Here is a 23,076-nt window from a genome sequence, read left to right on the forward strand (position 1 = left end):
ACGCAGAGTCGTCAGCTCGGAGGGGTAGGGTTCCTACCCCTCGCGTCAGCCGGCGAGACCGACCTTGATCGCCAGATCGTGCGCCGGGCGCCGGACCGATGCGGGGCCGTTGAGCAGGTCCATCGTGATCTGCCGGGCGTAGCCGTTGAACCGGATGGTCTCGGGTGCGGAGTCGTACGCGTGGTGCAGGCTGCCGATGGTCGCCTCGACGTCACCCGCGCCGTGGTGGCCACGAGCGGTCTCGATCAGATGCCGGGCCCGTCGTGGCCGGGACGGGATGGCGGCCGGATCGGTACGACTCGCCTGCCGCACAGCCTCACCCGACTTCTGCAACTCCACGGCGAGGGTGAGCGCGTGCGCGCCCATGATGACTCGGGAGAAAGACGTCTGCGGCTGGTAGTAGTCCGATGGGAGCCGCTGCGCGACGCGATCGGCCTGGTCCCAGTAGTGCCAGGCATGTCCCTCCTCCCCCGAGCGCGCGGCCGTGTACGCGGCCTCGAAGCAGAGCGCTCCGTACAGCGCCAGGAGGTTGTGGCTGCCGTCCGCCAGCCGGCCTTCCAGTACTCGCAGCAGGTCGAGCGAGGTTGCCATCGCGGTATCCCAGTCGCCGGTGTCACGGTGCACCTGGCACAGGAACCATCCCGCCCCGGCCAACGCCTCGGGGTCTCCCGACTCCCCGGCGGCCACCATCGCCCGGTCGGTGACTCGCCAGATCAGCTCGGCGGCCGGTTGGTGAGCGAGGAACATCTGCGACAGCCCGAAGACCTCCGCCAGGAGGGACTGCGCCACACGGCGATCCGCACCGTCCAGGGTGCGGGCGGCGTCCTGGGCATCGCCGATCAGGTCCGGCAGCAGCGCCCCGAGTACGGTCCGATGATCCGACGCCTGGTGGCGGGCCCGCCAGGCCGCGTCCAGCCGGGCGCGCAAGTGTGGCAGCGACTGGGGCGGCGTGTCCAGGTGCGATGGAAAACGGTTGATAGCGTCTCTTACCGCTGGCAGCGCGGGATGCGCGGGGCCGTTCACGATCTCCGCCCGGTTGCCGAGCTCACCTACGAGGACGGCGACATCGAGTTTCAAGGCGCGTGCGATCCGATCGAGCATGTGCACCCGTGGCGGCAGGATGCGGTCCGACTCCACCGCCTTGACCCACTCTGCGCTGCGCCCCACCAGGCCACCGAGGACCGCCCGGGTCTTGCCGGAGCGCTCACGGTAGAGCCGTAGGCGCTGTCCGAAGCTCAGCTCAGGCATCGGGTCCATCGCACACCACCCCAGGTAGGCGATCGGGAAGCGGCTCGACCAGGCATCGCCGCCGGCATGTTCCACCGTACCGAGCAACCTCGCCGCTTCCACCGTACCGAGCAACCTCGCCGCGACGAACGTGCCGGCCGGGTGGTGGCCCCCTCGGAAATGCGCCGGAGGCGTGTTGGATAGCTGATCCGCCGGCTGGCGATCCGTCGAACATGGACAAACATGAAAGTTTGGTGTGAGCGGCCGGAGCGCTCTGCCCATCCACCATGGAACGATGGTGCTGTGGGTCGGGACGGCGTGATGAGTGTTGATCTGGTGGTCGGGGAGGGGTCCCGAGCCGGTCGGGTTAGCCTGCGAAAACCACACCGCCCGGCGGCGGTCAGCGGTGACCCGGCCACGTCCCACCGGCGGGACGACCGACCGATCGAACTGGCGTGACGGAGGAGGGACCACGATGGACGTCGTGACGCAGGCCGACCTGGAACGCGAGCCGGCGGACCGATCCCATGACCCGCTGGCCGCCGCTCTCGGCAACGCCTCCCTGATCGGCGTCGGTTACCTGATGCTCGGGCGCATCAAGCTGGCCGTGGCCGCGACCCTGGTCAGCGCCGTACTCGTCGCCTCCCTCGTCTGGGGCGCGCGATCGGTCTGGGCCGAGGTCGTCGTACTCCTCTGGTGGGTGGCGCTCGTCGTGCACGCGTGGATCCTGGCGGGCGGGCGCCGTCAGGGTGGCGTACAGCGCGATCAACGACTGGTCGCGCTCGCCGTCACGGTTCCGGTGCTGCTGGCCGTGGGATTCCTGCGGTTCGACGCGGCGAGGATCGAGTGGACCGTCGCCGAAGCCCGGCAGAGCGGCGACTGTGCCCGGGCCCTGACCGCGCTGGACCGGGTGGCGTTCGGTCACCGGGTGGCCGACGCTCCGCTGACCGTCCGTGGCGAGCGGAGCGTCGAAGCCTGCCAGCGGCTGCGTACTGCCGAGGAGCAGCTCGCCACCGGGCTGACCGGGGATACCGACGGGCTGAAGACGGGCTTCGACGGTCTGGGCTCGGTCCTCGCGGACCTGCCGGGCCACCAGAAGATGGTCGACGCCGCCCTGGACAGGTTTCTCGGCAGGCTGCCGACCAAGGACCCGTGCCAGACCGTCGCGGTCACCGACTGGCTCCGCCAGCGGCAGCCGACCAACAACACGCTGGACCGGTCCGCCGAGGTCGTGGCGCGGACCGCGCCGACGGCGCTCGTCGGGTGCGCCGACGGCCTGATGGCGAGCAAGAACTGGGAGGCGGCGCGGACGCGTTATCAGCAGCTTCTCGACCAGTACCCCGGCCAGGAATTCAGCGCCCGGGCCGTCGAGGGAGTCAAGCAGGCCGGCCTGGCCATCGAGCTGGCGAACGTCCGCAGCCTGCTTGAGGGGCCGACCACCACCCGGCCCGAGTACTGCACCAAGCCGGCGCCGTACAGCGCCGCCACCCCGTACACCAAGGGGAGGACGAACCGCGCCCTGTTCTACGGCGACGACGAGTACACGAAGAGGCTCCCCGCCGCGTGGCGGGCCTCCGAGGTCACCGCCGCCGTGCTGATCGTCTGCGTGGGGCAGAAGGAGTACGGAACCACCGTCCGGACCTGCCCCTACGAGAACAAGATCTCCCGGCTGTTCCCCACCAACGTGGCGTTCCGCAAGATCGCGATTCCGGTGCAGGCCTACGAACTCCGGACCGGGAAGCTCGTGGTGAACGGCAAACTGCAGATCAGCGGCGCAAGCTGCCCGAGGGTGCTCAAATACACCCGCTACACCGGCCTCATCGATATCGGCCCGCCGTCGGAGGTGTACGTCACCGCATCCGCCGCCAACGTCCGGGCGGCCTTCCAGTCGCTGATCACCCGCGGCTAACTGCCGCTGTCGGCTCGGGGTGGATCTGATCCACCCCGGGCCGACTGGGGACTATCCGGCGTCGACGGGTTTGCGGGCGAGCAGGTGGCCCTGCTGGGTCACCTCCCGCTCGGAGTCCGGTGCACGGATGGTCTTCACCCGGACCTCGAACCCCGCCTTGTCGAGCAGCTCGGCGACCTCCTCGGGTTGTTGCCGGTAGAAGTCGAGCGAGAACGTCAGGTCGTCGACCCCGTCGTAGTGCCTGCGGTCGTCACCGATCTGGAAGGCGAGCATCAACTGCCCGCCCGGGGCCAGCGTCCGACGGAATTCCGCGAACACCTGGGAGCGGTACTCCCAGGGAACGTGAATGATCGAATAGTTGGCGAGGAGGCCGCCGAGGGACGCGTCGGGGATGTCCAGTGCCAGCATCGACCCCACCTCGAACCGCAGACCGGGGTAGGTCCGCCTGGCCACTGCGATCATCTCGGGAGACAGGTCGACACCGAAGGCGCTGAGACCGTGCTCGTGCAGGGCGTTCGTCAGTCGGCCGGGTCCGCAGCCGATATCCGCGACCACGGTGTTGCCGGTCGCCTGGACCCACTCGGCGAAGACGGCCAACAGCGCCCGCTCCAGCGGCAGGCGGCTCAGGTCAGTGGCGACAACGTCCAGGTGGTCGAAGGACAGCACGTCGTAGGACTCGCGGGTGGCGTGCAGAAACGGTGCCTCGGTCATGGACAGCGATGTTAGCGGCTTGATCAACTGCCTCCGGCCGAACCGGCCCCCACCGGCGGTCACTCACTTGGTTGGCCAGGTAGCACAAGAGGACACGACTTCCGCTTACCGAATCAGCTACCGGTCGTCCGGCTTGCTGCCCAGGAAAGGATCACGGGAAGATCCACTCCGGGCGGGCCGCGGGCGTCGCTCAGCCCGGCTGGGCCCCCGGCCGGCCGTCCAGTACGACGAAGCGTGCCTCCGTACGGCATTCCGCGTCCGGCGTGACGTACCGGACGCCCTCCGGCGGATACATGCTGCGGACCTCGGTCTCCATCCGCTCCGGAGTCAGCCTGACCGAGAGGTAGCCGTTGCGTTCCGAGCCGAACCTCAGGTGCGGGTTGTGGTCGGCGGCGCCGGTGGTGGTGCCGAAGCTGGGGCTGCTGATCGCCCCGGCCACGAACTCCGTCGCCACCACCCGAGCCGTCGGATCGGCGAAGTCGGCGGGCAGGTCGGCCACGGCGTGATCGTGGATGTCGCCGCTGAACACGACCGGGTTCGAGACGCTCCGGGACCGCAGGTGGTCGAGAATGAGACGTCGGTCCGCGGTGTAGCCGTCCCAACCGTCGGCCTCCATGACGAGCCGGCCGGGATTCTGCTCCTCCGCCATGCGCAGCTCGGCGAAGAGCATCTGTTGGGCGATCAGGTTCCACCGGGTGTCCGACCTGGCGAGGCCGTCGAGCAACCAGGCGCGCTGCTGCGCGCCGAGGATCGTCCGGGCGGGGTCGTCCCGTTCGGCGCAGGTGTCGTCGATCTTCAGGTTGCCGTGTCCGGTCCCGTCGTCACAGGGCTGGTCCGAGCGGTACTGCCGGGTGTCGAGCAGATTGATGGTGGCCAGCTCGCCGACCCGGAGTCGCTGGTACACGCGCAGCGTGGAAAAGTCCGTGGCGCCGGCCGGGCGGCGCATCGGCACGTGCTCGTAGAAGGCCTGGTACGCCGCGGCACGCCGGGCACCGAACGCCGCCACCACGTCCGGATCGCTGGAGGGTTGCGGAACGAGGCCGGCGTAGTCGTTCTTGACCTCGTGGTCGTCCCAGACCGTGCCGAACGGGGCGGCGGCGTGCGCGGCCCGCAGGTCGGGATCGGCGCGGTACTGGGCGTAACGCGCCCGGTATCCGGCCAGGTCGGCCGGCTCCCCGCCGAGCAGCGGCCGGACGTCCCGGTCGCCCCGGGGCGGGTACTCGTAGATGTAGTCGCCGAGGAACAGGACCAGGTCGGGCCGTTCGGCGGCCAGTGAGCGGTAGGCGGTGTAGTAACCGGTCTGGTAGTTCTGGCAGCAGGCGACCGCGAAGCGCAGCGCCGAGGGCGACGATCCGGGCGCCGGCAGGGTCCGGGTCCGGCCGATCTCGGAAAGGTGACCGTCGACCCGGAACCGGTACCAGTACTCCCGGTGGGCGCCGAGCCCGCGCGGCTCGACGTGCACGGAGTGCCCCAGTTCCGGCCTGGCCGCGCAGACTCCACGCTGGACCACCGTCCGCAGGTGTGGATCGGTCGCGATCTCCCAGTACACCTCCACGGGCCGGGCCGGCATGCCGCCGTCCGGGTCGAGCGGTCGCGGCGCGAGGCGGGTCCACAGCACCACCGCGTCGGAGGTCGGGTCGCCCGAGGCGACTCCGAGCGTGAACGGGTAGCCCAGCGTACGGGTGCGGGCCGTCACGGGGGCCGGCACCAGCGCCGCCAGCCCGGTTGCGGCGGCGGAGCCCAACAGGGCACGCCGGGTCAGCACGGGTCGGGAGTCGAACGTAGACATGAGCACGTCCTTCGGTCAGATGGTGGACAGGGTGACGGTCGGCGAGAGCCGAGCCGCCCGCATGGCGGGGTAGATGCCGGCGAGGGCGCCGATGAGCAGCGTCACCGACACCGACCCGGCGACGGCCCAGGCGGGCACGACCACGGGCAGGTTTCGGGCCAGGGCGTACCACGTGGTGACCACGGCGCCGAGCAGGGTGCCCGCGCCGCCGCCGAGCATGGACAGCAGCACCGACTCGGCCAGGAACTGGGACCTGATGTGGGTTCTCGTCGCGCCGAGCGAGCGGCGCAGGCCGATCTCGCGGCGCCGCTCCAGCACGGAGACGATCATCGTGTTGGCGATCCCGACGGCACCGACGACGAGGGCCACCGCACCGAGCCCGAGCAGCAGACCGGTGAACGCACCGACCGCCGCCGCCCGGGCGGCGAGCGCGTCGGACGGCCGGCTGACGGTGACCTGCTCGGGGTACTCCGGATTCACCGTACGCGGCAGCAGGGCACGCACGGTCGGCACGGCGTCGGCTGCCGAGCGGACGTAGATCGTCGTGGGGTGACCGTCGAAGGCGAGCAGGTCGACGGCCACGGACCAGCCGACGAGGGCCGCCCGGTCCAGGCCGGGCGCGAGCGGGACCGGCGCGAGCACTCCCAGTACGGTGAACCAGCGCTCTCCCAGCCAGACCTGGGCGCCGGGCGAGTCGATCCCGAGCTGCTCGGCGGCGATGCTGCCGAGCACCGTCGTCGGATAGCGCGCGGTCGCCTCGTTGAGCCAGGTGCCCGCGTCGAGGGTGCCGCGCAGGGTGACGGGCAGATCCAGGGTTACGGCGCGTACCGATATCCCGCCGGTCTGCTCGGCGGGGACCTGGTCGGTGCGGTACACGCTGGCCTTGAGGTCGCCGACGGCGCTCGCGGCGTCCACCCCGGCGACCCGGCCTACCATCGACAGCGACTGGGGTGGGAGTTCCGCGTCCTCCCCGGAGAGTGACTGGCCCGGCTTGACGGTCAGCAGGTTGGTACCGAGCCGATCGAGCTGACGGAGGAGATCCGCCTGACTGGACGAGGAGATACCGACCACCGCGACCATGGAGGCGATGCCGATGGCGATCCCGAGCGAGGCGAGGACGGCCCTCAGCGGGCGTGCCCGCATCCCGGCGACGCCAAGTCGGAGCAGGTCAGCAGCTGTCTGCCGGGCGGGCGGCAGCGTGGAAGCCGCAGTCATGGTCGGTACTCCTCACTGATGTCGGCCACGATCTGCCCGTCCCGCACCTGGATCTGCCGCTGCGCCGCGGCTGCCACGTCGGTCGCGTGGGTGATGATCACGACGGTCGTACCGGCCGCGTGCAGCTTCCGCAGCAGGGCCAGGACGCCTGCCCCGGCGGCGGTGTCGAGGTTTCCGGTGGGCTCGTCGGCGAGCAGCAGCGGTGGTTCGCCGACGACGGCCCGAGCCACCGCGACCCGCTGTTGCTCGCCGCCGGACAACTGGGCCGGCCGGTGGGTGAGTCGACGTTCCAGCCCGACCTGGCGGAGCGCCTCGGTCGCCCTGGCCCGCCGCGTGCTCCGGGGCGTGCCGGTGTAGAGCAGGCCGTCGGCCACGTTGTCCAGCGCGGACATCGCGGGGGCGAGGTGGAACTGCTGGAAGACGAAGCCGATGCGGTGCGCCCGCAGCGCGGAGAGTTGCCGATCGGACAGCGTGCCGGTGAGCTGACCGGCGACCCGGACGGTCCCGCTGGTCGGCCGGTCCAGGGTGCCGATGATGTTCAGCAGGGTGGACTTTCCCGAACCGGACGGGCCGACGATCGCCACCATCTCACCGGACATGATCGTCAGGTCGATGCCGCGAAGCGCGCCCACGCCCCCGGGGTAGCGCCGCCGTACCGCCGACAGTTCGACCATCGGGGTGGTCATGACGCCGGCACCCGTACCTGCGCGCCCTCGGTCAGGTCGCTGTCGGTGATCTCCACTCGACCACCGGCGAACATCCCGACCCGTACCGGCACCGTACGGGCCGTCCCCGCCTGGACCACCTCGACGGCGTAACCGCCCTCGCGCATCGCCAGCAGCGCCTCGACCGGCACCGACAGCACGCCGGCGCGGGTCTGGCTCCTGAGCGCGACCACGACCGGCGTCTGGTCCGGGACCTGGACCTTGCTCTGGTCGTCCAGGCCCAGCTCCGCCGAGATGGTGGCCGGGACGTCGGTGCCCCCGTCGTCGGCGGAGTCGGTCGTTCCGTCGGCAGCGGCGACCAGACCGACCTCGTCGATCCTGGCGGGCACGTCGACTCCGCCGGGCAGACGTACCGTGACCTCGGCGCCCTGGCCGAGAAGGTGCTGGTCGGCCACGTCCACTCTGATCGTGACCACCCGCTGGGTACTGCCCACGGTGAGGAGTCCGGCAGCCGGGCGCACCCGCGCGCCAACCGTCACGGCAGCGGCGACGACACGGACGTCCTGGGGCAGGAACACCACCCGCTCCACCCCGACGCTGCCGGTCGCCGGGACGCCGAGCCTGGCCTGCCACGCCCGCACCGCCCGCGCGGTCGCCGCCGTGAAGCGCCGGTCCACCGTCAGCCCCGCGCCGTGCCCCAGGGCCCGCAGTCCCGCCTCCAGCTGGGCGACGTCCGGCCCGTCCGGCACGCCCGGGGCCAGCGTCCGGTACATCGGTACGCTGCCGCGCAGCAGCACGGTCGGCATGCGATCCAGGGAGTAGAGCGACTGTCCGGCCTTGACGACCGTGCCGGCGCTGGCGACCGCGGTGACGGTACCCGCCCGTACCGCGGTGAGCGTGCGCTGGTCGGCGAACCGCACCGTTCCGGTGACCGTCTTCGTGTCCACCAGATCGGTGCGGAGGACCGGCGCCGTCGCGTCGTTCTTGACCGTCGGCGCGGGGTCGGACTCGGCCGCCCTGGTCGCCACGGCGACCCCGGCGAGGACCGTGCCGAGCACCACCGCCCCGATGAGGAGGAGCCGCCTCATCGGGCGCCCACGCCGGCGCCGGGCAGGAGCGACCGGCACGCCTGCTCCGCGTCGACATACAGTGACGACTTCGGATCGGTTCGCGGAGCGAGCGTGACCTCGCCGTTCGCATCCGCCACCGGATCGGGCAGGTCGACGCCGCGTTCCCGCATGCAGCGCGCGAAGTCGAGGTACTTGGCCATCACCTCCGGGTCCGATGCATTCGGCCGATCACCCGCCGCCGCCTGGACGTACTGCCGGCAGGCCTGCTGCGCCTGCTCCAGCGTCTCCGCGCTGATCCCCTCGGTGTCGGCGGCGAACCGGCCGCTCTCCCGAGGGTCCTCCACCGTGACGCCGTGTTCCCGCATGCACCGCATCCAGTTGGCCAGGTTCTCCCCGCTGCCCGGAGTGGCGCTGGCGGCCGCCTCGTCGCCGGTGCTGCCGGTACCGGCACCGCAACCCGCCGCCGCCGTCGCCAGCACGACGCCGAGAATCAACCCGGCCCGTCGAAGTCGTGTCATCGAACAACCTCCCGCCGGATATCCCGCTCCGGACCCGCGGTCGCGCCCACCTGGGCACGTGTCCACGGTGGATGGCCAACCTGACCCGTCCCGGACCGCCGGCCGAAGGTTTCCTTACCGCCGCGGCCGATGCCGGCCGGGCCAGGCGCCCGTGAGGACTGCGGTTGGCCGGGCGGGGGTGTCCGTGAGGGACCGCGGTCGGCCAGGCGAGGCGTCCGCGAGGGACCGCGGTCGGCCAGGCGAGGCGTCCGCGAGGGACCGCGGTCGGCCAGGCGAGGCGTCCGCGAGGACCGACCGGCGCGGGGCCGGCATGGCGCCCGAGGCCGGGTCAGCCCGGCGCGAGGGGCAGTGTCACCCGGAAGGTCGCACCCTGCCCGGGCGCGCTGACCACAGTGACGGTGCCACGATGTGCCGCCACCAACGCGGCGACGATGGCCAGCCCGAGCCCGCTGCCGCCGCTGCGCCCACCGCCCCGGTCCGGTCGGGGCCGGCCGCGATCGACCCGGTAGAAGCGTTCGAAGACCCGCTCGGCCTGGTCGCCCGCCAGGCCCGGTCCCTGGTCGGCCACCTCCAGCACCGCCGCCGGTGCCCCCGCCAGCGTCCCGGCCCCCAGGCGCACCGACACCGGTGTTCGCGCCGGGGTATGCACCAGCGCGTTGCTGGTCAGGTTGCCGATGACCTGGCGCAGCCGGGCGTCGTCACCGCGCACCAGGTACGCCGTCCCGTCGTCCGCGGTCAGCGTGATCCGGCGGTCCGGCCCGAGCACCGCCGCCTCGCGTACCGCGTCGACGACCAGGGCGAGCAGGTCGACCGGGTGCTGCGCCAGGGGACGTTGCTCGTCCAGCGCGGCCAGTAGCAGCAGATCGTCGACGAGGAGTGCCATCCGTTCCGTGGTCGTCTCGATGTGCGTCAGCACCCGCGCCGCGTCGTCCGGGTCGGCGGGTCCCCGCCGCCGCAGTTGCTCGGCGAATCCTCTGATCACGGTCAGCGGCGTACGCAGTTCGTGGCCCGCGTCGGCGATGAACCGGCGCATCCGCTCCTCCGACCGGCGGGCGCTGGCCTCCGAGGCCTCTCTCGCCCGGGCGGCTGACTCGATCTGGGTCAGCATCCCGTTGAGCGCGCGCCCCAGCCGGCCCACCTCGGTGGCCGCCGTGGTGCCGCCGTCGACGCGTCTCGAGAGGTCACCAGCGGCGATCGCCTCGGCGGTGCGCTCGATTCCCGCGAGCGGGCGCAGACTGGCCCGGACGATCGCGGCACCGGCCGCGGCCAGGGCCAGCACGGTCGCGCCGCCCGTCGCCAGGACGACGTTGCTGAGGGTCGACACCGTACGGCGCAGATCCGCCAGACTCATCGCCACGACGACGGTGTGCGTACCGTCGAAGGGTGGCAGGGCCAGCACCCGCCAGCTCTGGTCTCCGGAACGCGCCGGTACGGTGACGGGTCGATTCGGCCGTGCCACCGCGGCTCGTAGCCCGGCCGGGTGGGGCGCGGAACCGGCCGGGTCGGGCGCGGGCGTACCGGACCGGGGGTTTCCGGCACTGTCGACCAGCATCACCACGACGTCGCTGGGGACCCGTACCAGCAGTACGCCGTCGGGCGCCGGGCGGTCGTCGGTCAGGTCGTCAGCCACCCGGGCCGCCGCGTCGCGCAGTTGGACATCGACCCGCCCGAGCAGGTAGGCGTGCAGCCCCGCGACGGTGGCCACGCCCATGACCGTCAACGCGACCGCCACCAGCAGCGCCGACGCCGCGGTCAGCCTGAATCGCAGTGTGGTGCCGCCCCGCAAGCGTGGTGGCCGCCCCGGACCGGAGCGCGCGATCATCGGGCGTCCGGGGGTCTCCGGAGCGCGTAGCCCACACCGCGGATGGTGTGGATCAACGGTGGGTCGGCGATGTCGACCTTGCGGCGCAGCGCCGACACGTACTTCTCGACGATCCCGCTGTCACCGCCGAAGTCGTACCGCCAGACGTGGTCGAGGATCTGCGCCTTGGACAGCACCCGGCCCACGTTCGTCATCAGGTACCGCAGCAGGGCGAACTCGGTCGGTGACAGCGCCACCGGGAGACCCTGCCGCCACACCTCGTGGGTCTCCTCGTCCAGCTCGATCCCGCCAACCGCGAGCCGGACGGGCACCGGACACCCACCGTCGCGGAATCGCCGCAGCACCGCCCGGATCCGTGCCAGCAGTTCCTCGAAGCTGAACGGCTTCGCGACGTAGTCGTCGGCCCCGAGCGTCAGCCCGCGTACCAGGTCGTCGACCGCACCACGCGCCGTCAGGAACAGCACCGGAACCCGATCGCCGCCGGAACGCAGCCGCCGGACCACCTCGAACCCGTCCAGATCCGGCAGCATCACGTCCAGCACGACCAGGTCCGGCCGGCATCGCCGGGCGGCGTCGACCGCCTGCGCCCCGGTGGACGCCGCCGCCACGTCGAAGCCCGCGTACCGGAGGCTGCTACCGAGCAGCTCCCGGATGTCCGGCTCGTCCTCCACCACCAGGAGCCGCGCCTCCGGCCGGCGCGGGACGGCGCCGGGCAGCGCCGCCGCCGTCACCGCCATCGCGTCGCCGCCGGCCCCGCCGCCCCGCCGGGGACCGTCGTCGCGGTCTCGTCGTAGCGCACACCGGGGGATCCTGCCGGGCCGAGCTGACTGGCGGCCGAACACTTCCTGACCGCTTCCTGAGAAGCCGTTCCGGACCACTATTCCCGGGGCCGTTCCGAGAAGCCGTTCCCGACCGCGTTCCCGTAGCCGTGCCCGAGTAGCTGCTTCCGAATAGTCGTGCCCGAGTAGCTGCATCCGAGTAGCCGTCCGAGAGGTCGGGCCAGGCAAGGCAACGGCCGGGCGCTCCCGAGAGGAGGGCGGGACGCCGCAGGCAGCGGCCCGGGGGCCTCAGCTCGCCTCGCCCGCGGCGCTGAACGAGCGGAGCCGGTCGATCGCCAGCAGGGTGCAGCCGACCGTTGACCGCGCCGAGGCGTACAGCGCGCCGTAGCTCCCGCTCCCCCCGCTCCCCGCTCGACCGCGCGATTCTCCGTCGGGTCGGATCGGCTCGGATGAGTGGCGGCACTGGTGCAGGCGGAAATCGCCGAAATGATTTGGTAATTCACGTACAGGTGGCCCCGGGTCGCTCCTCAACGAGAAGCAACCTGGGGCTCGCTGCGACATCGCCGCTATCCGTTTCCCGTCTCGGCGTTTAACCGACGTGCTTCCCGCTGCTGTCGGAAACGGGAGTGGCCGACTGGATGCGACTAGCAGGTCGCGGTGCTCTGGTACTGGTTGGTGCGATATCCGGCGGTGTTGGACTCGTACGCGGTGAAGTTGCGGGTGGCCCTCGGCGAGATCGAGTAGCAGGAGCTGTCCGGGCCGTTGTTCACCACGACCTTGCGCTTCACCGTACCTGAGCTGCAATTGAAGAAGCTCCACGTCCACTTGCGTTGCCAAGTCGTGTCCGAGATGTGACGCCACGAGTCGTACGTGACACTGGCTCCGCAGGCGTACGCCGGAGTTGGCACGGCGAGTGCTCCGGCAACGGCGAATGTACTGAACGCGACTGCCAACGACTTCCGACCGACCTTCGACAAGGCGTTTCCTCTCCACTGGTCGAGCCCTCGGTGATCACCGGCCCTGTTGGCGCATATGTTCGCATCCGCGCATACGGTTTTTCGCCGATCGATGTGGAACCAGAGCGAATCTTGAGGTTGGCGACCGCATGCTCGGCAGGTACCGTGCCAGACCCCTGTCGTACAGGCAGTGAGCTCGAATTCTCTCGACCAAGTCGGTGACCGTCGGTATGGTCGTGCGGTTGCCGTACTCGGGGATGAGCCGCTTGTTCAGCGGTTTGGGGTTACGGTCAGGGCGGCCGACGCCCAGCTCAAGCGGCCCGCTCAGTCGGCGCGGGCCTGGACGTTGACGCCGTGCCGCCGGTGCTTGCCGGAGAAAGTTCCTGTGCAAGTCGCCGAGGACCGCCCGTCAGCCGCCAGAAGCGCAAAGGTCGTCCTCGGACAGATGCTCGCCCTGGCCGTCCGTCGTGGCGCACTGACGACCAACCCCACCCGCGAGACTGGTCGACCACGTAACCCGAGCCCGCAAGGTGGTCGCCCTAGAAACGGAGCAACTGGACGGCGTTCGCTCGGCCATCGGGAAGTGGCAACAGCCCACGCCGGGCAAGTCGGGACCTCGGCCAACCGCTGACCTGGCGACAAGGGCGCTGAGGACCCATAGATAGTCGTGAGGCCCTGGCCTGCGTTTCCGCTGGCCAGGGCCTCACCTTTGTCGGGGTGGCCGGATTCGAACCGACGACCTCTTCGTCCCGAACGAAGCGCGCTACCAAGCTGCGCCACACCCCGAGGCGTGCCGAGCAATAGTAGCCCACCCGCCCCGCCGGGCAAATTCGGTATCCCGCCCGGTGCGTCCCGGCCCACACCGGCCGCTGAGCGCGGGCAGGTCAGCGCGGGATCAGGGTCAGCAGCGACGCCTCCGGTCGGCAGGCGAACCGTACCGGGGCGGTGGGGTGGGTACCGAGGCCGGCGGATACGTGCAGCCAGGCGTCCGTCTCGGGCCAGCGGTGCAGGCCGCGGGCCATCGAGCGGGGCAGCCCGCAGTTGGTGGTCAGCGCGCCGACCAGCGGGACCCGGACCTGGCCGCCGTGGGTGTGGCCGGCGAGCAACAGGGTGAAGCCGTCGGCGGCCATCTCGTCCAGCACCCGGGGCTCGGGCGAGTGGGTGACCCCGATGGCGAGGTCGGCCTGCGGCGGGACCTGCCCGGCGACCGAGGCGTAGTCGTCCCGTTCGACGTGCGGGTCGTCGATGCCGACCAGCTCGATCTGCCGGCCGCCGGCCTTGATCGACGTACGGGCGTTGTTCAGGTCCGCCCAGCCGGCGCCGACCAGCACCTCCCGCAGGTCCTCGGCGGGCAACTCGACGCCCTGCACGTACTCCCGCTCGGGCAGCAGGTAGCTGAACGGGTTCTTCCAGACCGGTCCCCGATAGTCGTTCGAGCCGAACACGAAGGCACCGGGGTAGTCGAGCATCGGTAGCAGCGCCCGCAGCGCCCCGGGAACCGCGTCGGGGTGTGCCAGGTTGTCGCCGGTGACCACCACCAGATCCGGGTCGGTGGCGGCCAGCGAGGCGACCCAGGACTGCTTGCGGCGCTGGTCCGGCATCATGTGCAGGTCCGAGAGGTGCAGGATGCGCAGCGGCTCGGCGTCGGTGGCGAGCACGGGTACGTCGTACCGGCGCAGGGTGAACATGTTCCGCTCGACGAGCGAGGCGTACGCCAGGGCGGCGCCGCCCGCGACGGCCGTACCGGCGGCCAGCCGGAATACTGTGCGCTTTCGCATGCCGCTCAGGGTAGTTTGACCGTCCATGGGCACCTTGAAGGACCTCCTGACCGCGGACATGCGTACCGCGCTGAAGGCTCGTGACGAGCTGACCACCTCGACGCTGCGGATGGCGCTGGCGGCGATCGGCACCGCCGAGGTCGCCGGCAAGGAGAAGCGGGAGCTCTCCGACTCCGAGGTGCTGGCGGTGCTCACCAAGGAGGCCAAGAAGCGCCGCGAGGCGGCCACCGCCTTCGGCGACGCCGGGCGGGCCGAGCAGGCGGAGCGGGAGCGGGCCGAGGGCGAGGTGCTGGACCGGTACCTGCCGAAGCAGCTCGCCGACGAGGAACTGGCCGAGCTGGTCGCGGGTGCGCTGGCCGCCGGCGGATTCACCGAGCGCGGCCAGATGGGCCCGGCGATGAAGGCGGCCCAGACCGCGGTGGCGGGCCGGGCCGAGGGCGGTCGGGTGGCCGCGGAGGTACGCCGGCAGCTCGGCGCCGGCTGACGGCCGCGCGCCAGCCCAGCGGGTCGCGGGCGACACCGCACGAAGACGGCGAACTCGCGACAGTCGATGCGCGACGGGCGGGCATCCCCAGACTGGGGATGCCCGCCCGTTGTCGTCGTGACTGTTCGGCGCGGCGTCAGCCGGTGGGCTGCACCACGACCGATCGGCTCAGCGGCGGCCGGGTGGCCGGGGGCCGCCGGGGCCGCCGGGACCCCCGGCCCCGGGACCGCCGGGGCCACCGGCCGGCGCCTTGCCGTTGCTGACCTCGACGACCACCGTCCCACCCTTGATCGTCCGACCGTCGGGGCTGGTGCCGGCCGCCGTGCCGGCTGGGCAGGTCGAGTCGACCTGGCCGCCGACCTCGGCCTCGAAGCCCGCGCCCCTGATCCGGGAGAGGGCGGACTGGACCGGCTGGCACTTGACGTTCGGGATGCTCCGCTGGTCGCCGTTGACGATCTTTCCGCCGGGCGGAGTGAACTGGATCGAGGGCTTGCCTTTCATCGCGTCCCGGAGCGTCTGGTAGACGGCGTGGTTGACGCCGCCCGGCTCGTTGTGCCCCATGTTCTGCGTGGTCTCGGCCCAGTCCGGGTCGGCGAGGATGCCGGCGACCGCGAGCTGCTTGGTCATCACGACCAGCGAGGCGGTCTTCTCACCGTCGGTGGTACCGCTCTTGCCGGCGACCGGCTTGCCGACGATGCCCCGGACGTTTCCGGCCGTACGCCCCTTGCAGCGCGAGGTCGACGAGTTGTCGCCGACCGGGCAGCGGGCCGCGTCCACGGCCGCCCGAGCCACCTCGGGCTTGATGTTCTGGGAGCAGCGCGGGTTGGCGATGTCGAGCTTGTTGCCCTCCTGGTCCCGGATCAGCTGCACCGGGATCGGCTCACAGTACTTGCCGTCGGCGGCCAGCGTGGCGTACGCGTTGGCCAGCTCCAGCGGGGTCGTCTGGGAGACGCCGAGGGTGAACGCGCCCCAGCCGTTCGCCATCTGCTTGGTGGCGGCGAAGTTGGCGTCGTTACTGGCCCGGAACGTGATGCCCATCCGCTTCGCCGCGTCCACCACCTTGGCCGCGCCGACCCGCTCCTGTAGCGGCACGAAGTAGGTGTTCACCGAGGCACCGAACGCGCTCCACATGTTGTGTACGCCCGCCATGCTCGCGCTGGCGTTCTGCGGGCAGTACTTGTTGGTGCCGGGACAGGCGGCCGGGGAGTTGTATTCGACGATGTACTTCGTCTGGGCGACCGGCTTGGCGTTGATGGTGGTCTCCAGCGGGTAGCCGTTCTCCAGCGCCGCCACCACAGTGAAGATCTTGAAGGTCGAGCCGGCCTGGTAGCCGGTGATGTCGCCGCCGCCGGTCAGCAGCGGGTTGGTGGTGTTCGGGTAGGTACCCCGGATCTTCTTCTTCTTTTTCGCCGGGTTCGTGCTGATCTTGTTCGCCGGCTTGTTCGGGTCGTCGAGCTTGTAGTTCCGGTTCACCGCCAGCGCGCGGACCCGTCCGGTGCCGGGCTCGATCGCCGCCACCATCATGGCTTCCTTCTTGCCCGTCTTGACGTTGCGCTCGACGGCCCTCTTGGCCGCGTCCTGCGTCTTGGCGTCCAGGGTGGTGACGACGGTGTAGCCGCCGCTCTTGAGCCGCCGCTCCCGGTCGTACTGGGTGCGGCCGAAGGTCTCCTGCTGCATCCACCAGCGGTAGAAGAAGTCGCAGAAGAAGCCCCAGTCGTTCTTGCCGACGTCGACGCAGCCGTTCGGGGTGCGCTTGTCCTTGACGACAAGCTTGATCGCCTTGGCCTTCTCGGCCTCCTCCAGCGTGATCGCCTTGGTCTCGACCATCTGGTCGAGGACCCAGTTGCGCCGGTTGAGCGCCTCCGGGTAGCCGCTCTTGGTGGTCGGGTCGTTGTCCGACGGGGCCTTGACCATCCCGGCCAGCATCGCCGCCTCTTCGAGCTTCAGGTTCTTCGGGTGCTTGCCGAAGTACACCTGGCTGGCGGCGAAGATGCCGTACGCACCGTTGCCGAACGGGGCGATGTTGAGGTAGCCCTCCAGGATCTGGTCCTTGGTCAGGTCGGCGTCGAGTTGCAGGGCGTACCGCATCTCGCGGACCTTCCGGATGCTGGTGTCCTCAGTGGCCGCCACGACGTCCTGCGGATGCGTCGCCGAGTAGGCGATGGTGAGCCGGACGTACTGCATGGTGAGCGTGGACGCACCCTGGGTGGTGACCCCGGCCTGGTTGTTGGCCACGAACGCCCGGGCGACGCCGTTGACGTCGACGCCGTTGTGCTCGTAGAAGCGCTTGTCCTCGGCGGCGATCAGCGCCTGCGCGACCACCGGCGCGACATCCTTGAGCGGCACGTCGCGGCGGTTCTCGTCGTACATGGTGGCGAGCGGGGTCTTGCCGTCAGAGGCGTAGAGGTAGCTGATCTGCGGTGCCTTCTTGACGGTCAGCTCGGTGGGCAGCTTGTCGAACGTCTCCGCGCCGGCCTTGGCGGCCAGCCCGGACATCGCCACTGCGGGGAACGCGGCCGCGGCAACCACCACACCGGCCAGCAGCCCACAGATCAGCAGCGACGCGGCGTTGGTGAAGACATTGTGGTCACGCTTCCGCATCCAGGTCACCTCGACAGGGTACGTGAATCGACACAGAGGTCGCGCCCTGCGTACTTTCCCCATTTCCTGCGGGCGCTGGCCTCGTTGTGTTAAACGCACGACCCCTGGTGCGCGGTTGCGGGCTCCTTGCTGCAGAGTCTCCTCCCTCCGGGAAGTCTCCGCAGCGTTTTCGCTGATCGCGGCCGGGTAGTCAGGGCCGGATTGCCGGACGAAGGGCCAAGGAATGTCCGGGTTGACGGATTTGGCTAACAACGTTGCGTAATCAGTTGACTACAGAGCATGATGGTCGAGCGAGAGAAACGCATGTCGTCCGTGGTGCCCGGGGGAGGGCGGCACGGGTGGCCGGGGGGTTATCGCCGGCTGACCGGCTCTGGTCGGTAGCGGGACTGCAAGGGGGGACAGGAACAGATGGGCATGATCACAGATTGGCCCACGTTGGCAGCGTGTCAGAACGGTGATCCTGACGCGCTGTTCGTGCAGGGCGCCGAACAGAACGTGGCGAAGCGGATCTGCCGCAGCTGCCCGGTGCGGTACGAGTGCCTGGCCGACGCGCTCGACAACCGCATCGAGTTCGGCGTGTGGGGCGGCATGACCGAGCGGGAACGCCGGGCTCTGTTGCGTCGTCACCCGCAGGTGGCGAGCTGGCGCAAGATGTTCGAGGCGGCCTTGAAGAACAAGGACAAGGTCCTCGTCAACGCCGGCTGATCGCGGCACCGATCGTGCGCAGCCCGTCGACGTCGTGTACGTCGGCGGGCTGAGCCGTCACCGCAACCGTCGGTACCGCCGGAAAGGCATCGGTGAAGACCCGGGCGACCCGCCGCTCCCGCGCCGCCTGCTGGCTGAGCGCGGCATGTGCCAACAGGGTTTCCACGGTCGCCTCGTGCCCGCCCAGCTCCACCAGCCGTTCGGCCGCGGCCAGGCTCTCGGCGGCGGTCGGCCGCTCCACCGCGGGCCGGTGCACCCGGTTCAGCACCAGACCGGCCAGCGGCATGCGCTCCTGGCTCAGCCGCCCCGCGAAGTACGCCGCCTCCCGGACCGCGTCCGGCTCGGGCACCGCGACCAGCAGGAACGCCGTCTCCCGTGCCTGGAGCACCTGGTACGTCTGCTCGGCACGCTGCCGGAAACCCCCGAACATCGAGTCGAGCGCCGCCACGAAACCGGACAGGTCAGTGAGCAACTGGGCGCCGAGCACCTTCTGCACCACCCGGGAGAACATCCCGAACGAGGCGGTGACCAGGCTGAACATGCTCCGCCCACCGCTGCGGGCCGGCGCCAGCAGCAACCGCAGCATCCGCCCGTCCAGAAACCGGGAGAGCCGGGCCGGTGCGTCGAGGAAGTCCAGGGCGGACCGGGACGGCGGGGTGTCGACCACGATCAGGTCCCACTCGTCCCGGGCGTGCAACTGGCCCAGCTTCTCCATCGCCATGTATTCCTGGGTGCCGGCGAAGGTGGAACTCATCGCCTGGTAGAACGGGTTGGCGAAGATCTCCGCCGCCTTCGCCGGATCGGTGTGCGCGAGCACCACGTCGTCGAAGGTCCGTTTCATGTCCAGCATCATGGCGTGCAGTTCGCCGCCGCTGGTCTCGACGTCGATCCCCTTGACCTGCCGCGGGGTGTTGTCCAGCTCGCTCAACCCGAGCGACTGGGCCAGCCGCCGGGCCGGGTCGATGGTCAGCACCACCGTACGCCGGCCGTGCCGCTCGGCGGCCCGGAGCGCGAGTGCGGCGGCCGTGGTGGTCTTGCCCACCCCGCCCGAGCCGCAGCAGACCACGATCCGGACGCCGGGATCGGCGAGGATCTGGTCGATGTCCAGCTCCGGTGCTGGGTGATCGGGACGCACCAACCGAGCGTATCGGCACAGTGCCGCGCGGACGGCGTGGTGCCACTCAGGTGTGAGTCAATCGGCTGTCCGGGCCCGCGCTCGCCCTCTCGCTCGGCGGCCCGGCCTGCTCGCCGCCTTCCAGGCCCGGCCGGCGTTGCGGAAGCGGCCGTAGTTGGCGCCGGCGCCACCGGCTCGGTCCGGGCGAGGTCCGACCGGAGTGCGGCCGGGCCCCCGGCCGGAGTCCGACCAGGGTCCGACCGGAGTCCGGATTCAGTCGGCGGCCAGCAGCGTGTCGGCGATCACGTCCAGACCGGTGCGGTCCACCCCTTCGGCCAACAGCGGCAGCTCCACCAGGGGCAGCCCCAGCTCGACCAGGTCGGCCCGGAGCGACTCCTCCAACTCACGCCGGATGAGCTGGTCGCGGGCCTCGGCGTGCAGGCCGGCGACGGTCGCCCGGTCGGTCGGCAGGCCGGCCGCGGCCAGCCCCCGGCGCAGCTCGGCCTGGGTGACCTTGCCGGCCAGCAACGGCGGGCGGGTCGCGTTCAGGATCAGCCGGCCGACCGGGATCCGCAGGCCGTTCAGGTCGGCGATCGCGTCGATCGTCTCCTGGACCGGCATCTCCTCCAGCAGCGTGACCACGTGTACGGCGGTCATCGGAGAGCGGAGCAGCGCCGCGACCCCCTCGCTCTGGGTCTTGATCGGGCCGACCTTGGCCAGCCGGGCGGTCTCGGCGGTGACGTTCAGGAACCGGCCGATCCGACCGGTCGGCGGGGCATCCAGCACCACCGCGTCGTACACCCGGCGCTTGTCGGCCGTCCGGGTGGTGGCCTCCTTGACCTTGCCGGTCAGCAGTACGTCCCGCAGCCCCGGTGCGATCGTGGTGGCGAAGTCGATCGCGCCGAGCTTACGCAGCGCCCGACCGGCCGCCCCGAGCTTGTAGAACATGTCGAGGTACTCGAGGAGCGCCTCCTCGGAGTCGACGGCCAGGGCGCGTACCTCGCCGCCGCCGCGTGCGGTGGCGATCGACCGCTCCTCGTACGGCAGCGGGTCGGTGCCGAAGAGCTGGGCGATGCCCTGCCGGCTCTCCACCTCGACCAGCAGCGTACGGCGACCACCGCTCGCCAGTGCCAGCGCCAGGGCGGCGGCGACCGTCGTCTTGCCGGTCCCGCCCTTACCAGTGACCACATGCAGCCGGGCCGGCCACCGGGCACTCGCCCGGAGGGCGCCCGCCCGGTCGCCCGACTCCTCGCCCGCTCGCACCCTCCGAGCCTAACCAGCCCGGAGCCCGACCAGCCGGCCGGTCAGATGACGTCGCAGACCCACCACCCGGTCTCCCGTACCACCACGAAGGTCAACTGCTGGTCCACCGACCGCTCGTCGCCGGTGGTCATGGTGAGTCTGGTCGACACCAGGGCCCGTTCCTCGGTCTGCTCGTCGACCTTGGGCGTGGCCCACCGGAACCGCGCGGCGTCGTACCGCCCGGCGAACTCCGCCACCTCCTGGATCTTCGCGGCGATCTCCTCGTCGTCCCGGGCGGCCGAGCAGACCAGGCTGGCCGCCCGGCCGGCGTCCCGCTCGCTGTAGACCGCCGTCAGGAACTCGTCCACGGCGACCACCGGATCCGCGGCCCCCGCGCCCCGCTCCGCGCCGCGGACCAGCAGGAAGGCGGAGACCCCGCCGACCACGCAGAGCAGCAGCGTCACGGCCAGCGCGATCGACGCGATGATGAGACCGCGCCGCTTCCTCGGCGGTGTGGCGGGTCCGGTCGCCGGATGGCCGGGAGGTGCCGGGTGACCGGATACGGCGGGGCCCGGCCCGGGCTGGCCGGGGTGGTAGCCGCCCGGACCGGGCTGTCCCGGAATCGGCTGTCCCGGTCCCGGCGGACCGTATCCGGGCGGCGCCGACATCGGCGGGCCGGACATCGGCGGCCCGGACATCGGCGGGGCCGAGATCGGCGGGCCGGACATCGGCGGGGCCGAGATCGGTGGGCCGGGGATCGGCCCGGCCGGCGTCGGCGGGACAGGCTCGGAAGCCGCCGTGACCGGCGACGCCCACGGCCCGGCCGGGGCCAGCGGAGCTGCCGCTTCGGTCGAGGGGAGCGCGGCCCCCGCTTCGGTGGGGGCCGGCGGGGCGGGCGCTCCGGTCGCGGCGGTGGCGGCCGGCGATGCCGGGACGATCCGCTGGGTCGGTACCTCTGGGGGATCCGGGAGGACCAGGGTCTCCGGGTCGAGCCGTCGGGTGGCCGTCTCCGGGAGGTCCGGGACGGCTGAGGTCTCGGGGGCGAGCCCTCGGGTGGGGGACTCCGGCGTGTCGGGGGCACCGGAATCGGCGGGAGCAGACGGCGGCTCTGCGGTCTCGGCCGGAGAGGTCGGCCCCATCCGCTCGTCGTCGGACGGCGTGTTGGCGGACGCGTCGACCGGCGCGGCGACCTCGGACGAGGGTTCCGCCGGCGCCGGAACCTCGGTCGGGCGTGTCGCTCCGGCCGGCCCGCCGGTCGATCGTTCCGGCACGCCGATCGGTGCCGGTTCGGTCGGTTCGGCCTGCGGTGCCGGTCCGGTCGGCTCGATGTCCGGGACTGGTCCGGTGGGCCCGGTCTGCGGCGAGGACTCGGCCGGCGGGCGGGCGGGTTCGTCGCCGTCGGACGGTTGCCTCATGGTCTCCCCAATCCCCGCAGGGCCCCGATGCGGTGGTCAAGGCGCCGGCCGGCGGGTCGGGAGGGCTGGCGTGGTCGGAAGGTACGGCGGCAGAACTGTGGCGACCCGCCCCGGCGAGGGTATATCGCCCCGGCCAACCGGGGCAGCCACGGTCCGGCGCGGGGCCGGGACAGCTCCGCCCCACCGATCGGGAGGCGTACGCGTACCTCGGTGGCCGCAGCCCGTAGGCTGTCGCCGACAAGCCCGAGACGAGGAGACCTCTAGCGATGCAGAAGTGGGAGTACGCCACGGTGCCGCTGCTCACGCACGCCACCAAGCAGATTCTCGACAACTGGGGCGAGGACGGTTGGGAACTGGTGGCGGTGATACCCGGCCCGAATCCGGAGCAGCTCGTCGCGTACCTCAAGCGGGCCAAGTCGTGACGGCTGGACCACACGGCAAGCTCGCCGAGCTGGGCCTCGTACTGCCCGAGGTGGTGCCACCGCTGGCCTCGTACGTACCGGCCGTCCAGTCCGGTCGCCAGGTGTACGTCTCCGGCCAGTTGCCGTTTCGCGACGGCAAGCTCCTCGCCACCGGCAGGGTCGGCGCGGGTGTCTCGGCCGAGCAGGCGAAGGACCTGGCCGCCCAGTGCGCGCTCAACGCGCTGGCCGCGATCGACGCGCTGGTGGGCCTGGAGAGCGTCGTCAAGATCGTCAAGGTGACCGGCTTCGTGGCCTCCGCCGACGGGTTCACCGGGCAGCCTGGCGTGGTCAACGGCGCCTCGGAACTCTTCGGCACCGTCTTCGGCGAGGCGGGCCGGCACGCCCGCAGCGCGGTCGGGGTCGCCGAACTGCCGCTGGGCGCGCCGGTCGAGGTCGAGGTCATCGTCGAGGTGGCCTGAGCCGTGGGCCGGGTGCGGTCCCCGCTCAGCTAGGCGCTGGGGCGGCCCGGCGGATCCCTGCGGCCGCCCGGGAGCGGGCGGCCGGGTGGTTCGAGCGGTTGCCGGGGCCGGGCCGGCGACACCGGTGCGGCGCTGCGTGCTGCGGTGACGCCGGGGTGGCCTGTCCGACCGGCGACACCGGCAGGTCACGGTGCCC

Annotated in this window: 20 protein-coding genes, 1 tRNA gene and 1 pseudogene; 6 read left to right on the forward strand and 16 right to left on the reverse strand. The window is 71.4% G+C overall.

Annotated features, from left to right (window positions below; translation table 11 throughout):
* Positions 1-45: 45 nt before the first annotated feature.
* On the reverse strand, positions 46-1,257 hold the full coding sequence (locus ACSMXO_RS01770; RefSeq protein ID WP_455416477.1) for a helix-turn-helix domain-containing protein: 1,212 nt from the start codon (positions 1,255-1,257) through the stop codon (positions 46-48).
* A gap of 445 nt (positions 1,258-1,702) precedes the next feature.
* Between ACSMXO_RS01770 and ACSMXO_RS01775 the strand changes: the two genes are divergently transcribed.
* Positions 1,703-3,136, forward strand: a complete 1,434-nt coding sequence (locus tag ACSMXO_RS01775) for a tetratricopeptide repeat protein (protein ID WP_455416478.1) — start codon at positions 1,703-1,705, stop codon at positions 3,134-3,136.
* A gap of 51 nt (positions 3,137-3,187) precedes the next feature.
* On the opposite strand, the gene ACSMXO_RS01780 is transcribed toward ACSMXO_RS01775, so the two are convergent.
* From ACSMXO_RS01780 to ACSMXO_RS01820, 9 genes are all read right to left on the reverse strand, one after another.
* Complete coding sequence (locus ACSMXO_RS01780; RefSeq protein ID WP_455416479.1) at positions 3,188-3,847, reverse strand: class I SAM-dependent methyltransferase; 660 nt, start codon at positions 3,845-3,847, stop codon at positions 3,188-3,190.
* A gap of 190 nt (positions 3,848-4,037) precedes the next feature.
* Positions 4,038-5,636: an alkaline phosphatase D family protein gene (locus ACSMXO_RS01785; RefSeq protein WP_455416480.1), complete on the reverse strand. Its 1,599-nt coding sequence runs from the start codon at positions 5,634-5,636 to the stop codon at positions 4,038-4,040.
* 15 nt (positions 5,637-5,651) lie between these two features.
* Entirely contained in the window at positions 5,652-6,851 is a 1,200-nt protein-coding gene (locus ACSMXO_RS01790; protein WP_455416481.1) for an ABC transporter permease, read from the reverse strand.
* Positions 6,848-7,525, reverse strand: coding sequence for an ABC transporter ATP-binding protein (locus ACSMXO_RS01795; protein ID WP_346259173.1), 678 nt, complete (start codon positions 7,523-7,525; stop codon positions 6,848-6,850). Before ACSMXO_RS01795 ends, ACSMXO_RS01790 begins: the two co-directional genes overlap by 4 nt.
* 8 nt (positions 7,526-7,533) lie before the next feature.
* Positions 7,534-8,604, reverse strand: a complete 1,071-nt coding sequence (locus tag ACSMXO_RS01800) for a peptidoglycan-binding protein (protein WP_455416482.1) — start codon at positions 8,602-8,604, stop codon at positions 7,534-7,536.
* A complete protein-coding gene (locus ACSMXO_RS01805; protein WP_346259127.1) occupies positions 8,601-9,104 on the reverse strand; it encodes a hypothetical protein in 504 nt (167 codons plus the stop codon). Before ACSMXO_RS01805 ends, ACSMXO_RS01800 begins: the two co-directional genes overlap by 4 nt.
* Positions 9,105-9,432: 328 nt before the next feature.
* The gene (locus tag ACSMXO_RS01810; RefSeq protein ID WP_455416483.1) at positions 9,433-10,926 is read right to left on the reverse strand and encodes a HAMP domain-containing sensor histidine kinase; all 1,494 of its coding nucleotides are present in this window, start codon (positions 10,924-10,926) and stop codon (positions 9,433-9,435) included.
* The gene (locus ACSMXO_RS01815) at positions 10,923-11,663 is read right to left on the reverse strand and encodes a response regulator transcription factor (RefSeq protein ID WP_346259125.1); all 741 of its coding nucleotides are present in this window, start codon (positions 11,661-11,663) and stop codon (positions 10,923-10,925) included. Before ACSMXO_RS01815 ends, ACSMXO_RS01810 begins: the two co-directional genes overlap by 4 nt.
* Before the next feature lie 686 nt (positions 11,664-12,349).
* Positions 12,350-12,493, reverse strand: coding sequence for a hypothetical protein (locus ACSMXO_RS01820; RefSeq protein ID WP_455416484.1), 144 nt, complete (start codon positions 12,491-12,493; stop codon positions 12,350-12,352).
* A gap of 556 nt (positions 12,494-13,049) precedes the next feature.
* On the opposite strand from ACSMXO_RS01820, the pseudogene ACSMXO_RS01825 reads away from it, so the two are divergent.
* Positions 13,050-13,299, forward strand: a pseudogene (locus ACSMXO_RS01825) (site-specific integrase); the annotation flags it as partial.
* Positions 13,300-13,373: 74 nt separating this feature from the next.
* Here ACSMXO_RS01825 and ACSMXO_RS01830 read toward each other — a convergent pair.
* Positions 13,374-13,447, reverse strand: a tRNA-Pro gene (locus tag ACSMXO_RS01830).
* Positions 13,448-13,545: 98 nt separating this feature from the next.
* On the reverse strand, positions 13,546-14,439 hold the full coding sequence (locus ACSMXO_RS01835) for a metallophosphoesterase (RefSeq protein ID WP_455416485.1): 894 nt from the start codon (positions 14,437-14,439) through the stop codon (positions 13,546-13,548).
* A 25-nt stretch (positions 14,440-14,464) separates the two neighbouring features.
* Here ACSMXO_RS01835 and ACSMXO_RS01840 point away from each other — a divergent pair, with 25 nt between their 5' ends.
* Positions 14,465-14,923 carry a GatB/YqeY domain-containing protein gene (locus tag ACSMXO_RS01840; protein ID WP_455416486.1) on the forward strand — a complete coding sequence of 153 codons (459 nt, stop codon included), beginning with the start codon at positions 14,465-14,467 and terminating at the stop codon, positions 14,921-14,923.
* A 168-nt stretch (positions 14,924-15,091) separates the two neighbouring features.
* Here ACSMXO_RS01840 and ACSMXO_RS01845 read toward each other — a convergent pair whose 3' ends face one another.
* Positions 15,092-17,524, reverse strand: a complete 2,433-nt coding sequence (locus ACSMXO_RS01845; RefSeq protein ID WP_455416487.1) for a transglycosylase domain-containing protein — start codon at positions 17,522-17,524, stop codon at positions 15,092-15,094.
* A 408-nt stretch (positions 17,525-17,932) separates the two neighbouring features.
* Between ACSMXO_RS01845 and ACSMXO_RS01850 the strand changes: the two genes are divergently transcribed.
* Positions 17,933-18,229 carry a WhiB family transcriptional regulator gene (locus ACSMXO_RS01850; protein ID WP_101369108.1) on the forward strand — a complete coding sequence of 99 codons (297 nt, stop codon included), beginning with the start codon at positions 17,933-17,935 and terminating at the stop codon, positions 18,227-18,229.
* On the opposite strand, the gene ACSMXO_RS01855 is transcribed toward ACSMXO_RS01850, so the two are convergent.
* The 3 genes from ACSMXO_RS01855 to ACSMXO_RS01865 form a co-directional block, all read right to left on the reverse strand.
* Positions 18,216-19,364: an ArsA-related P-loop ATPase gene (locus ACSMXO_RS01855; RefSeq protein ID WP_432874359.1), complete on the reverse strand. Its 1,149-nt coding sequence runs from the start codon at positions 19,362-19,364 to the stop codon at positions 18,216-18,218. The two genes, ACSMXO_RS01850 and ACSMXO_RS01855, sit on opposite strands and share 14 nt — an antisense overlap.
* Positions 19,365-19,616: 252 nt before the next feature.
* Positions 19,617-20,606, reverse strand: coding sequence for an ArsA-related P-loop ATPase (locus ACSMXO_RS01860; protein ID WP_346259119.1), 990 nt, complete (start codon positions 20,604-20,606; stop codon positions 19,617-19,619).
* 41 nt (positions 20,607-20,647) lie between these two features.
* Complete coding sequence (locus tag ACSMXO_RS01865) at positions 20,648-22,000, reverse strand: Rv0361 family membrane protein (protein WP_455416488.1); 1,353 nt, start codon at positions 21,998-22,000, stop codon at positions 20,648-20,650.
* 266 nt (positions 22,001-22,266) lie between these two features.
* Here ACSMXO_RS01865 and ACSMXO_RS01870 point away from each other — a divergent pair, with 266 nt between their 5' ends.
* Positions 22,267-22,422 (forward strand): DUF4177 domain-containing protein, encoded by a 156-nt coding sequence (locus ACSMXO_RS01870; RefSeq protein ID WP_130465462.1) that lies wholly within the window; start codon positions 22,267-22,269, stop codon positions 22,420-22,422.
* Positions 22,419-22,880, forward strand: a complete 462-nt coding sequence (locus ACSMXO_RS01875) for a RidA family protein (RefSeq protein ID WP_346259117.1) — start codon at positions 22,419-22,421, stop codon at positions 22,878-22,880. The genes ACSMXO_RS01870 and ACSMXO_RS01875 overlap by 4 nt, the downstream gene beginning before the upstream one ends.
* Positions 22,881-23,076 lie beyond the last annotated feature (196 nt).

It is taken from the genome of Plantactinospora sp. DSM 117369 (genome assembly GCF_053764795.1).